The sequence below is a fragment of the Pseudomonas juntendi genome, from assembly GCF_021560075.1.
Lineage (GTDB): Bacteria > Pseudomonadota > Gammaproteobacteria > Pseudomonadales > Pseudomonadaceae > Aquipseudomonas > Aquipseudomonas juntendi.
This window is the reverse complement of record NZ_CP091088.1, coordinates 597,079-612,450: the sequence shown is the minus strand read 5'-3', so window position 1 is coordinate 612,450 and position 15,372 is coordinate 597,079. Positions and strand designations below refer to the sequence as shown.

Here is a 15,372-nt window from a genome sequence, read left to right as displayed (position 1 = left end):
TGGTCGGACAATGTGTACAGGTTTTGTACAGAATCGCCGTGTGCGACTACTTTTTACATTGCCAGAGCGTCTGGCCCGGGAGCAGGGCCGTATACGAACAGGGAGTTGATCGTGTCCAGACCAGTGAGTGAAGTGAAGGTATTGGTGGTCGACGACCAACCGGTCATTGTCGAGCAGCTATGTGAATACCTTGAAACCGCGGGTTACACCTGCGTACCCGCCTATTCCACCGACGAAGCCATAGAGCGGTATACGTCGGACCCCGCAGTTGGCCTCATCATCTGCGACCTCGAAATGCCCGAACGGGACGGCATCGAGCTGGTGCGCGCCTTGAAGGAGATCGACGGCAGCCAACGCATGTTCGAGGCCATCATGCTGACCGGCCGGGGGGAAAAACAGGACGTGATCCGCGCCCTGCGCGCAGGTTTTGCCGACTATTACCAGAAACCCATGGACCTTGAGGAACTGCTCGAAGGTGTGCGCCAGCAGGAGCAGGCCTTGCTCGAGCGCCAGCGCAACCTCCGCAACCTGGGCGGCTTGAACCAGCGTTTGCAAGACTTGGCCGAGTCTGTGGACGAGCTCTATCAGGAGCTGGAGAAAGCCCGCGGCCAAGGCGCCCACCGGCGTGCCACGGATGGCGAAGAGAGCGAGAGCGAGCTACCCGCAGCGTTCGAGAAACTGTCGCCCCGCCAGTTGGAGGTCGCGCGGCTGGTGAGCAAGGGCAAGACCAATTACCAGATTGCCTGTGAACTGGGGATCACCGAGAACACGGTCAAACTGTACGTGTCGCAGGTGCTGCGGTTGACACATATGCATAACCGTACCCAATTGGCGCTGGCGCTGACGCCCAGCTCATCGCCAGTGCATCAACGCTTCACTACCCACTGAGCGGCGGCCTGTTGTACCCGGGGCGTATTACCGCTCCACATTGCGCTCGGGCACCTACTCACTGACCTGAAACGCCACCCGGGCAGTCTCACCGCTTTCATCCAGGGCGCTGAGTTCGGCCTGGCCAACCTGGGGCAAACGCAGCAGCAGGCTGTCCTGCCCCTGGGTCTCCCCCAGCGGCTGGCCATTGAGGAACCACCAACGCCGGCCGCCGCCCCCCAGGGCCGAAACATGCAACTGCAAAGGCTCGCTGCTGGTGGCCGGCCGCCGCAGATTGTCGCCCGGGCGCACCCCCACGATCGACAGCGGTGGTGCGCTGGCCGGTACCTGTGGCGGGCAGTTTGGGTCGATGGCCGGCAACCGTGCGGCACGCCGCTCCATCCGCGGTAGCCAAGGCTCCAGCGGTGCCGGCCACAGGGCAATATCGCGGGCCGTGGCGCCTGGGCAACTCCCATCCACACGCAAGCCATGCGGGTTGACCCACACCGTCTCGCGCAAGCCCAGGCCCAGCGGCTGGTCGGCGGCCTGCAAGGTTGGCGGCGTGGTGCCGTCCAAGGTCCAGGCAAACCGCTGGCGCCGGCAGTTAGTGTCCTGCCTGGCCATGGGCTGGCCAAGCGGCCAACAGATCGCGGCCACGCCGACACTGGCGGGCACCGGCAAGACTGGCACGCTGATACCCCGCTGGCTGTCGCGATTGCTCAACAGGTCGTGCACCTGCAACATCAGGGGGGCGGCCGATGCCAGGCCGAACTGCCCGGCTACCGGCGTACCGTCTGGGCGACCGATCCACACACCAATCAAGTAGCGCGGGCCCACGCCAATCGACCAGGCATCGCGAAAGCCATAGCTGGTGCCGGTCTTCCAGGCCAGTTGCGGGCGCTGCACCAGTTCGGCATGCGGGTCGCGGTCGGGGCGTGCCTGGCCGCTGAGAATACGCCGGACGATCCACGCTGCACCCGGCGACAACAGACGCCGCTCGACCAGCGGGTCCTGCGGCTGCAGGCGGACCTGCGCGGTGTTGCCGCCCCGGGCAAACGCGGCGTAGCCGCCAACCAGGTCTTCCAGGCGGCTGCCGGCGCCGCCCAGGATCAGCGACAGGTTGGGCTCTGCCAAAGGCGGCAGTGCCAGTGGCATACCCGCCATCCGCAGTTGCGCGGCAAAGCGCTTGGGGCCGTAGGCTTCCAGCAGCTGCACTGCCGGCAGGTTCAGCGACAGCGCCAACGCCGAGCTGGCCGACACCGGGCCGCTGAAACCCATGGAGAAATTGCCGGGCCGGTAGTCGCCGTAGCGTCGCGGTACATCCTGCAGCAGCGATTCGGAATGGATCAGGCCGTCGTCCAATGCCATGCCGTACAGGAAAGGCTTGAGCGTAGAGCCGGGCGAGCGCAGCGAACGCACCATGTCGACATGGCCAAAGCGGCGCTCGTCGGCCAGGTCGATCGACCCCAGGTAGGCACGCACGGCCATGGTCTGTGCTTCGACCACCAGAATGGCGGCAGACGTGCGCTCTGGCAGCCGTGCGCGCCAGCCCAGCAGCAAGTCTTCGAGGCGCCGTTGCAAGGCGGCATCGAGCGTGGTGCGGATCAGCGGTGGGCTGTTGGCGCTGTTCAAGCGCCGCGCCAGCAATGGCGCCAGCGCTGGCTCTTGCCGTGGGGCCAGCACCAGCGGTTCTTCGGCCGCTTCACGAATTTGCCGTGCCGGCCACACCTGATACTCCGCCAGGCGCTGCAGTACCTTGTCGCGTGCGCGCTGTGCCCGCTCGGGGTGGCGGTCGGGGCGCAGGCGGCTGGGTGCCTGCGGCAACACCGCCAGCAACGCGGCTTCGGCCGGGGTCAGGTGCCGCGGCGACTTGCCCAGGTAGGCCCAACTGGCTGCGGCCACCCCCTGCAAGGTACCGCCGAACGGCGCGCGGTTCAGGTAGATTTGCAGGATCTCGCGCTTGGACAGGTGCCATTCCAGTTGCAACGTGCGCCACAGCTGGCGCAGTTTGCCAGCCAGGGTGCGGTCGTGCGGGTCGAGCAGGCGGGCCACCTGCATCGACAGCGTGCTGCCGCCCGACACCACTCGCCCACCGCGCAGGTTCAGCCAGGCAGCACGGGCCAGCGCCAGCGGGTTGAACCCGGGGTGGTGATAGAACCAGCGGTCTTCGTAGGTCAACAACGCCTGCAGATACAGCGGTGAAACCTCATCAGGGCTGACCGGGTAACGCCACACGCCATCAGTATCGGCAAACCGCCATAACGGTGTGCCATCCTCGGCCAGCACTACCCGCGCCAGGTCGTCACCCGGCATGGGCAGGGGCCAGATGCGGTCTGCCAGCCACAACAGGCCAGCCAGCAACAGCAGGCCGATCAGCACGGCGCGCAACAACCTGCCCGCACGGCTGCGTGGCCGCGCTAAGCTTGGCATCGGGAACCGACCTGGCCAGGTGATGGCCAAAGGCTTTGGGACGGCAAACTCGCCGACTCGTTCATCAGGAAGCAACTATGCATGTAGAAGGTTTTTTCGAGTGGCTGGGCCAGGCACTGGGATCGTTGATTCGCTTCATCGTCGACGCATTGAGCGGGCTGTTCAACCTGCTGGCCAATGCCGGTGGCAATTTCATCGACGGCCTGGCGCGCACCTTGGGCATGGACACCTCGCTGGTCAGCATCCTGGCCCTGATCATCGGCCTGATGCTGCTGTACTCGGCCATCCGCGCATTCATGCGTGCGTCGATCATCCTTGGGATCATCTGGCTGGTGCTGGGGTTGTGGGTCATGAGCTGGGTGATCCACTGAGCCATCCCGGGGGCCACCCGGGAAACCGCACGGCGGCCCGATCGCCAGCAAGCCGGCTGCCACGGTGACCGCAGCGGCATCGAAGCCAGGTGCAGCACCTGGCTTGCCAGCATGAGGCCGGTAACAGCAGCACAAGCCTAGCGGGCTTTTACCGTCATCTCGCCTTGCCCATCACCCACCGCCTGCAGGTTCGGCCGATACATCGACTCAACCTGCGGCGGCGGTACGCGGTAGGTGCCCGGGGTCACCGCCCGCGCCAGGTACAACAGGTGCGTGGTGCCATAACCGTCGAGCTTGAGCGCCGCCACATAACGGTCATCACGGTACTCCTGATGCACCACGCTGGCGTTCTGCATCGATTCGCGCCATTCCTTCACCGCAGTGCTGGCGTTGTCCAGGCTGGCGGCACTTTGCGCCAGGTTCTGGTTCTCCAGCTCCAGGCCAGCCGGCAGCAGGTCCACTACCAGCGCATCGGGCACGCGGTCCTGGGCCTTGAGCGCCAGGTGTACCAGGACCAGATCGCCACTGCGCAGGTTGTGCAAGTCCAGTGGCTGGCCATTCATGCCCAGGTATTCGCGGCGGATCTGCATGCCGTTACCGCCGGCGGCAGGCGCCTGGCGCGGGTAGCCAGACAATGTCAGTTGCTGGTAGAGGGTCGCGCTGCCTTCATTCTGCACGCTCAGCGGCGAGGCCAGCAGCGGGCCATCCAGCTTCATGCCAGACTCGGCGTTGTTCATTTCGCGCACTTCGCCGGCACTGTCCAGGCGCGCCTGCCACTGGCCCTCGGGCTTGCCCAGCAGGCCACGGCCGGCGAGGAACAAGGCATTTCGCTCCTGGGTCGACAGCCAGCGGTTGGCCGCCAGTTCATCCGACAGGGCAAACAGACGCTGGTCGACCTGGTTGGTGGCCAGGTTGCTTTCCTGCAGCAGCGCCAGGATCAGCGCCTGATCACGCAGCGGGCTGCCATAGTCAGCCATCCAACCTTTGCTGCGGCTGATGCCAAGCCCGGCTTGCAGGGCTTGCTGGGCACGCGGTTTGTCGCCCATCTTGTCCAGTGCCACCGCCAGCTGTACCAGCGGCAGCCCAGAGCGGGCATCGGCCCGGCGCTCGAACAAACCACGCAACGCGCCCAGCGGCGCTTGCTGGCTGCGCGCGAGCACCAGCGCGGCATAGGCCTGCACGGCGAAGCGGGTATGTTCGGCGTTTTCGCTGTAGTCGACCTCGATCAGGTTGCGCTCCTGCAGGTAGCGCAGCAGGCGCTCGCTGGCCTTCTTCAGCGCTTCGGCCGGTACCCCATAACCTTGGTCGCGGGCCCGCAGGAGGAAGTCGGTGACATAAGCGGTCAGCCAGTATTCCTCCTCGCTGTCCGAACTCCACAGGCCAAAGCTGCCGTTGTAGCGCTGCATGCCCAGCAGGTGCTCGATGCCCATCTCGATCTTGCGCTTGCGCACATCTGCCGGCTCACCCTTGATGCCCAGGCGCTTGAGGCTTTGGGCATCGGCATACAACGACGGGTAAAGGCCACTGGTGGTCTGCTCCAGGCAACCGTACGGGTACGCCTCCAGCGCGCGGATCTGCTCGGCCAGGTTGAGCGGTGGCCGGCTCGACAAGGCCAGGCTGGCTTCCAGGCCCGCCGGTTCGAAGGCCGCCAGGTCTGCTTCGGGCAGCGTCCATGGCTGGTCCTTCAAGGCCACGCGGTAGTGCTTGAGCATCGCCGGGTAGGCAGGGCGCACGCCCAGCGCCCACTCGCGCTCGAAGGCGGTGCTTGGCTCGTTGGGCAGTTGCAACCCGGTGACACGCACCCGGACCTTGCCCTGCCCCAGGCCGCCCTGGGCCTGCACTGGAATCAGCAGCGTCGAGCGCTGGCCTTCGGCCAGGGCCACGGTATGCAAGGCATTGGCGGCCAGGCTCAGTTGCCCTTCGCTGCTGACTTCAACCTGCAACTGCTGGGCCCGGCCCGACAAGTTGGCCAAATCCAGGGCCAGGTTGGTGCGGTCGCCGCCGGCGAGGAAACGCGGTGCCGACAGCTCGGCGATCAGCGGCGCAGCGACTACCGTCTTGCCTTCGGCCATGCCGAAGTGGTCGTCGGTCCAGGCTTGGGCCATCAGGCGCAGTTCACCATTAAAGTCGGGGATATCGACCGTTACCTGGCCCTGGCCGTTGTCATCCAGGGTAACCGGCACGCTTTGCTGGGCGACGATGGTCACCGTGGTGTTGGGGCGCTTGCCCCCCTTGGCCATGGCCGCGTCACCGCCGAATGCCAGGCTGGCCAGGCGGCCTTGCCCGGCCTCGATCAACTGGCCGTAGATGTCCAGCTGGTCGGCACCGTAGGCCTTGCGCCCGAACAGGCTGGCGAACGGGTCAGGGGTCTTGAAGTCGGTGATATTGAGAATACCTACGTCCACTGCCGACACCAGCACATGCACTTGCCGCGGCACACTACCGTCGGCGTTGGCGGCCTTGACGTTCACCGTCAGCGGCTGTTTGGGGCGCATTTTCTCAGGGGCTTGCAGGCTCACCGCCAGCTTGCGGCCGGCGCGGTCCAGCGGCAGGTGCAGCACACCGACCGAACGCTTGGGCGTGGCATTGGCCTTGCGCTCGCCAGGGCGGATTACCAGCGCACTGATGTACAGGTCGTGGCGGGCCCAGGCCTTGTCCAGTTGCACGTCGAACGTCTTGCCCTCGGCGGGCACGTCGATTTCCTGCCACCACAGCGGGCCGTCACTGGACTCGATCATCAGGTAACCGCTGCCCGCAGCCGGCGGGGTCACGGTGACTTTGGCCAAAGCGCCATCAGCATAGGCCGGCTTGTCCAGCGCCAGTTTGACCTGGTCGGGGCGTACGGCACCGCCTTCGGCGTTGTCCTGGGCACGGTAACCGGCCCAGAAGCGCTCGCTGGACACCAGGCCGGTCTGCGGGTCTTCCACCTCGACCCGGTATGGGCCCCATTCCACCTGGAAGCTCAGCTTGGCCGTGGAGCCGGCCTTGACGCTGACCGTCTCTTCGTTCTGGGTCAGGAACTTCTCGTTGTAGGCATAGCTCCAGCCATCGCTTTGCGAGTAGTTCCAGTAGTAATCACGGCGCTCACGCACCAGGCGCACCTTGAGGTCGTTGGCCGCCAGCTTGTTGCCGTCGTGGTCGGCCACCAGTACCTCGAACTCCACTGGCCCGTCGCTATCGGTTTCCTCACCGTCAAACAGGCCGCGCAAGCCTGGCAGGCGCTCGCCCGGCCAGATCGGCTGTTCCAGGCGCCGGGTGATCGGCCGGCCGCCGGACTCCTGCAAGCTGGCCTGCACGGTCAGTTGCAACGGCGAGCGGGCTTCGGCCCAGCGGCTTTCGATATCGACCACGGCCTTGCCCGCCTGGTCGAGGGTGACTTCATCCAGCTCCAGGTCCTGGTTCAGTTCGGTTTCGGTGACCGAGCCGAACTGGTAACCCGGCAACGCCGGCACCGCCTCGCGCAAGGGGCGCACGTAGGCTTGGCCACTCAGGCGGTTGCCGGCCGCCGGAGCGCCGTACAGGTAACGGCCAGTGACCTGGATACGCGCGTTTTCATCCGGTGACAGTGGCTGGCTGCTGCCCTTGAGCTCCAGCGCAAGGCGCTCGGGCAGGAAGTCTTCAACCAGGAATTCGTAGACCTGCTGGCGCCCACCGCCGAGGTCGAGCAACAGCTGCCAGCGACCGGTCGGGGCCTCGCTGGCCAGCTGCAACTGGTACTGGAACAGGCCATTGGCATCGGCCTCCCAGACGAACTTGCGGCTGACCTGTTCATCCGGGCGGCGCACTTCCACGTTCACCGGTTGGGCCTTGACGGGCTTGCCGTCCTGGTCACGCAGCAGGCCGTTGAGCAGCACCGTTTCGCCTGGGCGATACAGGTCGCGCGGGCCGAAGATGAACAACTGCAAGGGGTTGGCCTGGGGCCCGGTGATGTCGAACTCGGCGAGGTCCAGCGCGGCCGTGTTCAAGCGCAGCAGCGTGGTGTGCACACCCTGGGTGGCGATCAGGGTGTCGGCCTTGGGCGTGATCGGCAACTGGGCGTGGCCCTTGCCATCGGTGGCGGCCTGGGCCAGCAGCTTGCCCTTGTCGTCATGGATTTCCAGGTTGACGCCGCTCATGGCCTTGCCGCCTTCCAACGCCTGGGCGAACACGTCCAGGCGGTCACGGTAGCGGTGCGCGGAAACACCAATGTCGCTGAGGGTGAACAGGGTGGCCGGCTGCGAGTAATCGTAGGTGCCGGAGGCACGCATCACCGCCAGGTACACGCCAGGCGCCTGCAGCGGCTTGATGCCAGCGATGGGCAGCAGCACGGTCTCGCGCGTGTTGCGTGCCGGGTTCAGGTCGAAGCGGCCACTGTAGACCAGTTCGGCCATGTCCAGGGTTTCCTTGGACTGGTAGTAGTACAGGCTGCTGTTGCGCCCCCAGCTGGCCAGGAAGTTCGAGAGCATCTCCGGCTTGACCCGGAAGAATTCGACATCGACCTTGTCGACGTTCAGGGCGATGACCGGCAGGCCCTCTGCCAGGCGTGTGGGCAGCAGCGAACCGCGGCTGGCGAAGCCGATGGTCGGCTGCATGTCGCGGGTTTCCAGGCGGGTCACCGACTCACTGGCCAGTTGCTCGCCGTTCACCGCCAGCAGGCCTTTGTCCACGGTCAGCACCAGCTTGCGCTGGGGTTCGAGGTGGCGCAGGCGCAGCTCCATCTGGTTGTCGGAGAGCTCCCAGGCGCCATCGAGTTTGCCTTTGACGGTATCGACCAGGTGCACTTTGGTGGCGAAGTCCTGCTTGGCATCCAGCGGGGCAGAGAAGCTGATCGACAGCGTCGCGGCGCCGTCGAGCTGCACTTCGGAAACGTCGAGCACAGTCAGCTCGCGGCCTGCATAGCGCTTGGCGAGCACAGCAGGGTCTTCGCGTTTGGCAGCGGGGGCCTCGGCGGCCGCGGTGGCTGCCGGCTTCTCGGCCGGCGCCGGTTTGTCCGGCGTGGAAGAGTCACAGGCACTGAGCAAGGCCAGCGCGCAGGCCAGCAACAATCCTTTGTTGAACATGGAGTAGGAACTCTTTGGCAGCGGGTACTTGAGGGCCGCAATTATAGCTGGCCGGAATCATGTTCGCGCGGTTTGCTTGCCTGGCCGTTACACTGTGCCCATTCAGAATAGCCCACAAAGGCCTGCGTACGCCGATCAATGTGGGAGCGGCCTTGTGTCGCGATTGGGCTGCGCAGCAGCCCCAGATTCCCAAGGACCGCAATGACTGCACTGACCGCCGACTGGCGCCACCGCCCCACCCACCACAAGGTCTGGGCGCTGGCCGCGCCGATGATCCTGTCCAACATCTCTGTGCCCTTGGTAGCCCTGGTCGACAGCACCGTCATCGGCCACCTGCCCCACGCCCATCAGTTGGGCGCAGTGGCCGTGGGCGCCACGTTGTTCACGTTCATGGTCGGGCTCATGGGCTTCCTGCGCATGGGGTCCACCGGTTTCGCCGCCCAGGCCGCCGGGCGGCGCGACGGCGCGGCGTTGCGCCAGGTGCTGGTTCAAGGGCTGCTGCTGGCGGTCGGCTTCGCCCTGTTGATTGGCCTGCTGGCCATTCCCTTCAGCCAGTTGGCATTGCATGCGATGCAACCCAGCGACGCGCTGCAGCAAGCCACCGAAGACTTCATCCACACCCGCCTGCTCGGGCTGCCTGCGGCGCTGGCCAGCTATGCCTTGGTCGGCTGGTTCCTTGGCACGCAGAACGCCCGCGCGCCGCTGGCGATCCTGCTGACGACCAACCTGCTGAACATCGCGCTGAACCTGTGGTTCGTTCTGGGCCTGGACTGGGGTGTGCTGGGTTCAGCGCGGGCCTCGGTGATTGCCGAGTGGAGTGCCGCCCTGCTTGGCCTGGCCCTGACCCGCCCGGCGCTGCGCGCCTACCCGGGGCAGGTCGCATGGGCAGCACTGAAGCACTGGCACGCCTGGCGACCGCTGCTGGCCGTGAACCGCGACATTTTCCTGCGCAGCCTGGCGCTGCAGTTGGTGTTCCTGCTGATCACCCTGCAAGGCGCACGCCTGGGCGAGGCGACCGTAGCGGCCAACGCATTGCTGCTCAATGGCCTGCTGCTGACCGCCTATGCGCTGGATGGGCTGGCGCATGCGGTAGAGGCACTGTGCGGCCACGCCATCGGTGCCGGTGATCGCCTCACCTTGCGCCGCTCGCTGGTGGTGGCCTGCGGTTGGTCACTGATCACCAGTCTCGGGTTTGCCGGGATGTTCCTGCTGGGTGGGCACCTGTTCATCGATCTGCAGACCGACATCGACAGCGTCCGCGCAGCGGCTTACCCGTACTTGCCTTACCTGGCGTTGCTGCCATTGATTGCGGTGTGGAGCTACTTGCTGGACGGTTTGTTCATCGGCGCCACCCGCGCGCGGGAGATGCGCAATGCGATGCTGGTTTCGGTGCTGATTGCGCTGCCGGTGGCGGTGGCCATGAGCGGGTTTGGCAACCATGGCTTGTGGTTGGCGTTTCTCGGGTTCATGGGGTTGCGGGCGGTGACGTTGGGGTGGGTGGGGTGGCGGTTGCAGCAGCGGGGGCTGTGGGTTGGCTGAGCGGGGATAGCCCATCGACCGGATAACGCGGCTCCAACTGTCATAGTCAGTAATGATCCACCTGCGCCGATCCTTGTCCCGCCTCCTATCCTGCGAACGGGATGTTCAAAGGAAATCGACATGGATCGTCGCGGCAATCACCGTTTGCGCCAAGGGCGCTTCTCAGAGCCGGGCAGACTGTATCTGCTCACAACCATTACTCGCCAGCGGTACCCCTTGTTCCGCAACCTCTGGTTTGCGCGCGCGGTGATCCGGCAGTTGCAACTCAGCGATCAGCAAGGCGACTGCCGGACTCTGGCCTGGGTATTGATGCCGGACCATTTGCATTGGCTGATCGAGCTTGGGCCAACCCATCTGAGCAAGCTCATGTGCGCCTTCAAGTCGCGGAGCAGTTGTGCCCTCTACCGTACCGGTGCTGCGCGCCAGCACATATGGCAGCCAGGCTTCTACGACCGCGCGCTGCGCAAAGACGAAGATGTGAGAGTTGCCGCACGCTATATCATCGCCAACCCCATTCGCGCCGGTCTGGTGCGCAAGGCGGGTGAATATCCACATTGGGATTGTGTGTGGCTGTGACAGCGCCGGTGAGGGCTTCGCCCTCATTTCGCGACACAAGGCCGCTCCTACAGGGATGAGCTGTAGGAGCGGCCTTGTGTCGCGATGGGCCGCAAAGCGGCCCCGGCATTTACGACGACAGGTACGACGACCGGGTCAGACCAAGCCGCAAGGCATCCAGATACTGCGTGCGCTCACGGGCCGTGATCTTGGCGCTGGCAACCTTGTCACGGTAGTGGGTCATCAACTCTTCGGGCGACAGGTGCACGTAGCGCAGCATGTCCTCGATGGTGTCGTGGGTTTCGATGCCCGCGTGGTACACGCTGCCATCGGCGTTCTGGTAGATGTTCACCGAGTCGGTGTCACCAAACAGGTTGTGCATGTCACCCAGAATTTCCTGGTACGCACCGACCAGGAACACGCCCAACAGGTAATCCTCGCCCTCCTGCACCGCATGCACCGGCATGCTGGTCTCGATGCTCTGCTCGTCGACGTACTGGTTGATCTTGCCGTCGGAGTCGCAGGTCAGGTCCTGCAATACCGCACGCCGCAGGGGCTCTTCGTCCAGGCGGTGCAGCGGGATGATCGGCAGTACCTGGCCAATGGCCCAGGTGTCGGGCAGGCTCTGGAACACCGAGAAGTTGCAGATGTACTTGTCGGCCAGCTTGTCGTTGAGTTCGTCCAGCACCTGACGGTGCGAACGCTGGCGCGCCTTCAACGAGTTGTGCAGGCGGCGGCAGACCGCAAAGTAGCACTGCTCGGCCAGGGCCTTCTCGCTCAGGGTGAGCTTGCCATCGGCATACTGCGCAGCCACGTCACCCATATAGTGGGTGGCACGCCAGTAGGTTTCGGTCACCATCTCGATGTCGGTCGGGCCAAGCAGGTCGACCAGCCACTGCACGGTCTCGGGCAAGGCTTCCTTGTTCTCGATGGTCGGAACCTGGTCGTTGTGCTTCTCGACGTCGGTCACCTGGATCACCAGCATGGCGTGGTGCGCGGTCAGCGAACGGCCGCTCTCGGAGAAAATGTGCGGGTGCGGCAGGCCCTGCGCATCGCAGAACTCCTTGAGCATGCCCACCACCACGCCGGCGTAGTCGTCCATGTCGTAGTTGATCGAACTGGCATTGCGCGAGTGGGTACCGTCGTAATCGACACCCAGGCCGCCACCCACATCGATGTGGTCCACCGGCAGGCCCAGCGCACGCAACTCACCGTAGTAACGGATGGCTTCCTTGAAGCCGTGCTGGTAGTCGGCCAGGTTGGCGATCTGCGAACCCATGTGGAAGTGCAGCAGGCGGATACCCTGGTCCAACCCGGCATCGCGGAAACGCTGGACAACAGACAGCAACTGCGCGGCCGACAACCCGAACTTGGACTTTTCACCCCCGGTGTCGGCCCACTTGCTCGAAGCCAGCGACGACAGGCGTACGCGCAGGCCAACCTGGGGCTTGACCTTGAGCTCGGCGGCCTCTTCGATCACCAGGGCCACTTCCGACTCTTTCTCGATGACGATGAACACATTGTGGCCGAGCTTCTGGCCCATCAGCGCCAGGCGGATGAATTCACGGTCCTTGTAGCCGTTGCAGACAATGGTGCCGCCTTTCGGCGCCAGCGCCAGCACCGCCAACAGTTCTGGCTTGGAGCCGGCCTCCAGGCCAATCGACACGTTCTGCGTGGCGATGATGTTCTCCACCACCGCTTCCTGCTGGTTGACCTTGATCGGGTACAGCGCGGTGTACTGGCTCTGGTACTCCAGGCGCGCGATATTGGCGTCGAAAGCGCCGGTCAGCTGGCGAACGCGGTCCTGCAGAATGTCGGGGAAGCGCACCAGCAAGGGCAACGACAAGCCGCTCTGGCGCAGTTCGTCGACCTGTTCGAACAGGTCGATCGGCGCGCTGTTCGGGCCGTTGGGGCGCACTTCGACGCGCCCGGCCTCATTGATGGCGAAATAACCAGCGCCCCAATGGCGGATGCCATAAACACTGCGGCTGTCGGCCACGGTCCATTGGCTACCATCGTCTTTGCGTGTGCGTCGTACGGACATTCAAGTCCCCTATAGATAAGTCGAAGACACTGCCCTGCATGCTGGCGGGCGCAGTGTAAAAGCCGAAAATGACGATTCGTCCGTGCCCCAGGGTAGACCCTGGCCACGGCAACGAGTTTAGAAAGCACTGGGCAAAAATGCGCGCCGGCTCAGCCGCCGGACTTTTTCGCCTTGAAGCCCTGCTTGATCAGCTCGGCGATCAGCAGCTCGACATGCTCGCCCTGGATTTCGATGACCCCATCCTTCACCGCGCCACCGGTACCGCAACGGCGCTTCAGGGTGGTGGCCAGCTCCTTGAGCTGATCGGGCGGCAATGGCACACCGGTGACGGTCGTCACGGTCTTGCCGCCGCGGCCTTTGCTTTCACGGCGCACACGGGCAATGCCATCGCCTTCGGGGATGACCTGCTGCTTGCAGGTACAGGCACCCACCGGCTGGCCACAGTCGGGGCAGTGCCGACCGGCGTCGGTGGAGTAAACGAGACCGCCAAGGGCGGCGAAGGAAGAAGCTTTCTTGGCCACTTTTGTTCCTCGGTGCAGAGGACAAAAACTGGTCGTACCTTGGGGATGAGGCCGACCGCGAAGCCCCACTCTGGCAGGGGCGGCGCTACTGCTGCAAGACATGCGGCAGCCCGAAAAGGGCGCGCAGTGTAACGATAAATGCGGCGATTGCTAAGTACAGGATTGCGGCATTTTGCGAATGTTTTGCGACTACCCGGGAACTGGGGCTGCTTTGCAGCCCTGTCGCGACGCAAGGCCGTTCCCACTAGGTCCTGCATACGCCGATCGATGTGGGAGCGGCCTTGCGTCGCGAAAGGACCGCAAAGCGGTCCCCACGTCATCCCAGGCTGGCTTTGTAGCGCTGCAACGCCGCCAGCGAATCCGGGCAATACGGCTTCATCAGGCTTTCTTCCTCAGCCTGCGCCAGGCCAATGAACCGCGCCTCGATCACCTCTTCCGGCTGCAACCGCAGCGGCGCATCCGACACCGCCGAATACACCGCACACCACAAACGGTTATCGGGCTGGTCAAAGTAGAACCGCTCATGAAAACGCAGTGCCGCGCCTTCAATGCCCAGCTCCTCGGCCAGTTCACGCGCCGCCGACTCGGCATACCCTTCGCCGGCCGTGACCATGCCACCCGCTGCCACATCCCAGTACCCTGGGTACAGCGCCTTGCTCAAGGTACGCCGGTGTACACACAACTCACCAGCACTGTTGAACAGCAGAATGAACGTGCAGCGGCCAATCAGGCCGCGCTCACGCAGCTCGGCGCGGGGCAAGGCGCCAAGTACCTTGTCGGCTTCGTCGACCCAGGTGACCAGCTCACGGTCGGAAGCCGCCCGGTGGGCGGCCTCGTTGGCGCTGATGGCCATGCTCAACCCTGCGACAGCAACTGGCGCAGGTCGATGACCGCCGCGTTGGCCCGGGAAATGTAGTTGGCCATGACCAGCGAGTGGTTGGCCCACATGCCGAAGCCGCTGCCGTTGAGCACCATCGGGCTCCACAGCGGCTCTTGCGAGGCTTCCAGCTCACGAATGATCTGCCGCACGCTGACCGTGGCATTCTTTTTCGCCAGTACATCGGCAAAGTCGACCTCGATGGCACGCAGCAAGTGCGACAGCGCCCAGGCCTGGCCACGGGCCTCGTAGAACACGTTGTCGATCTGCAGCCATGGGGTTTCCACCAGCTCTTCGTCCACTTGCGGCGCCTGGCCGGCAACCACCGACTCGGTCTTCAGCGTGGTGTTGAGCTTGACCCGGCCAACGCTGGCCGACAGGCGCTGCGACAGCGAACCCAGGCGGGTGGCGACGTCACCCAGCCAGTTGTTCAGGTTGTCGGCGCGGGTATAGAAGATCGCGCCCTTGTCGCCAGCAGCCAGACGGGTCTGGTAGCGCGACAGCGACTTGATGCCCTCTTCGAACTCCGACTCGCTCGAGGGCAGGATCCAGCTCTTGTTGTCGAAGTTGAAGCGCGGCTCGGCCTTGGCCAGGTCGGCGTCTTCGGTAGATTGCGACTGCGAACGGGCGAAGTCCTTGCGCAAGGCGCGGGACAGGTCGCGCACCTGGACCAGCACGCCGTACTCCCAGCTCGGCATGTTGTCCATCCACAGCCCTGGCGGGAAGCGGTCGTTGGAAATGTAGCCGCCCGGCTTGTTCAGCAGGGTGCCGGCCACGGTCTTGAGGGTTTCCACGGTGGTGTAGCCAATCACCATCTGCTGGCCATTGCGCTCGGCAGCAGCCTGGGCATTCTGCTGCACCGGGAACAGCGCAGGTTCCTGGCTCCAGTACCAGCCCAAGCCGATGCACACCAGCAGATACAACCCGATCAGGGTTCCCAGGGCTCGGCTCCAAAGGCCGCCAAGGTAGCTACGGGCGGCAGCGCCGCGGCCGTCGACACGCTCACGGGGCTCGGCTTTGGCCTCGCGGTTTTTCCAATCCAGCATGGCTTTGTCCTTAATCAGTCACGACGGTTCAGGGGCTTTGACCACAGGCCTGCGCCAGGGTGCCACGGCAAGCCCGCGTGGCA

The 15,372-nt window shown here is 64.7% G+C and carries 10 protein-coding genes; 4 read left to right on the top strand and 6 right to left on the bottom strand.

Annotated elements, in window-relative coordinates; genetic code table 11:
* Positions 1–111 precede the first annotated feature (111 nt).
* On the top strand, positions 112–888 hold the full coding sequence (locus L1P09_RS02765; RefSeq protein ID WP_178126201.1) for a response regulator transcription factor: 777 nt from the start codon (positions 112–114) through the stop codon (positions 886–888).
* Between the two features lie 54 nt (positions 889–942).
* Here L1P09_RS02765 and pbpC read toward each other — a convergent pair whose 3' ends face one another.
* The gene (pbpC, locus tag L1P09_RS02760; RefSeq protein WP_235768434.1) at positions 943–3,297 is read right to left on the bottom strand and encodes a peptidoglycan glycosyltransferase PbpC; all 2,355 of its coding nucleotides are present in this window, start codon (positions 3,295–3,297) and stop codon (positions 943–945) included.
* Between the two features lie 77 nt (positions 3,298–3,374).
* On the opposite strand from pbpC, the gene L1P09_RS02755 reads away from it, so the two are divergent.
* Positions 3,375–3,668 carry a hypothetical protein gene (locus L1P09_RS02755; protein WP_009685776.1) on the top strand — a complete coding sequence of 98 codons (294 nt, stop codon included), beginning with the start codon at positions 3,375–3,377 and terminating at the stop codon, positions 3,666–3,668.
* Positions 3,669–3,805: 137 nt separating this feature from the next.
* On the opposite strand, the gene L1P09_RS02750 is transcribed toward L1P09_RS02755, so the two are convergent.
* The gene (locus tag L1P09_RS02750) at positions 3,806–8,707 is read right to left on the bottom strand and encodes an alpha-2-macroglobulin family protein (RefSeq protein WP_192441585.1); all 4,902 of its coding nucleotides are present in this window, start codon (positions 8,705–8,707) and stop codon (positions 3,806–3,808) included.
* Between the two features lie 201 nt (positions 8,708–8,908).
* On the opposite strand from L1P09_RS02750, the gene L1P09_RS02745 reads away from it, so the two are divergent.
* Complete coding sequence (locus tag L1P09_RS02745) at positions 8,909–10,246, top strand: MATE family efflux transporter (RefSeq protein WP_235768433.1); 1,338 nt, start codon at positions 8,909–8,911, stop codon at positions 10,244–10,246.
* A 120-nt stretch (positions 10,247–10,366) separates the two neighbouring features.
* Positions 10,367–10,822, top strand: coding sequence for an REP-associated tyrosine transposase (locus tag L1P09_RS02740; protein WP_054904346.1), 456 nt, complete (start codon positions 10,367–10,369; stop codon positions 10,820–10,822).
* A 109-nt stretch (positions 10,823–10,931) separates the two neighbouring features.
* On the opposite strand, the gene speA is transcribed toward L1P09_RS02740, so the two are convergent.
* The 4 genes from speA to L1P09_RS02720 all read right to left on the bottom strand — a co-directional run bounded on the left by speA (position 10,932) and on the right by L1P09_RS02720 (position 15,289).
* The gene (gene speA / locus L1P09_RS02735; RefSeq protein WP_029885908.1) at positions 10,932–12,845 is read right to left on the bottom strand and encodes an arginine decarboxylase; all 1,914 of its coding nucleotides are present in this window, start codon (positions 12,843–12,845) and stop codon (positions 10,932–10,934) included.
* A 149-nt stretch (positions 12,846–12,994) separates the two neighbouring features.
* Positions 12,995–13,366 (bottom strand): translation initiation factor Sui1, encoded by a 372-nt coding sequence (locus L1P09_RS02730; RefSeq protein WP_054904347.1) that lies wholly within the window; start codon positions 13,364–13,366, stop codon positions 12,995–12,997.
* A 316-nt stretch (positions 13,367–13,682) separates the two neighbouring features.
* On the bottom strand, positions 13,683–14,219 hold the full coding sequence (locus L1P09_RS02725) for an NUDIX hydrolase (protein WP_054904348.1): 537 nt from the start codon (positions 14,217–14,219) through the stop codon (positions 13,683–13,685).
* Between the two features lie 2 nt (positions 14,220–14,221).
* A complete protein-coding gene (locus tag L1P09_RS02720; protein ID WP_009685766.1) occupies positions 14,222–15,289 on the bottom strand; it encodes a DUF2333 family protein in 1,068 nt (355 codons plus the stop codon).
* Positions 15,290–15,372: the final 83 nt, after the last annotated feature.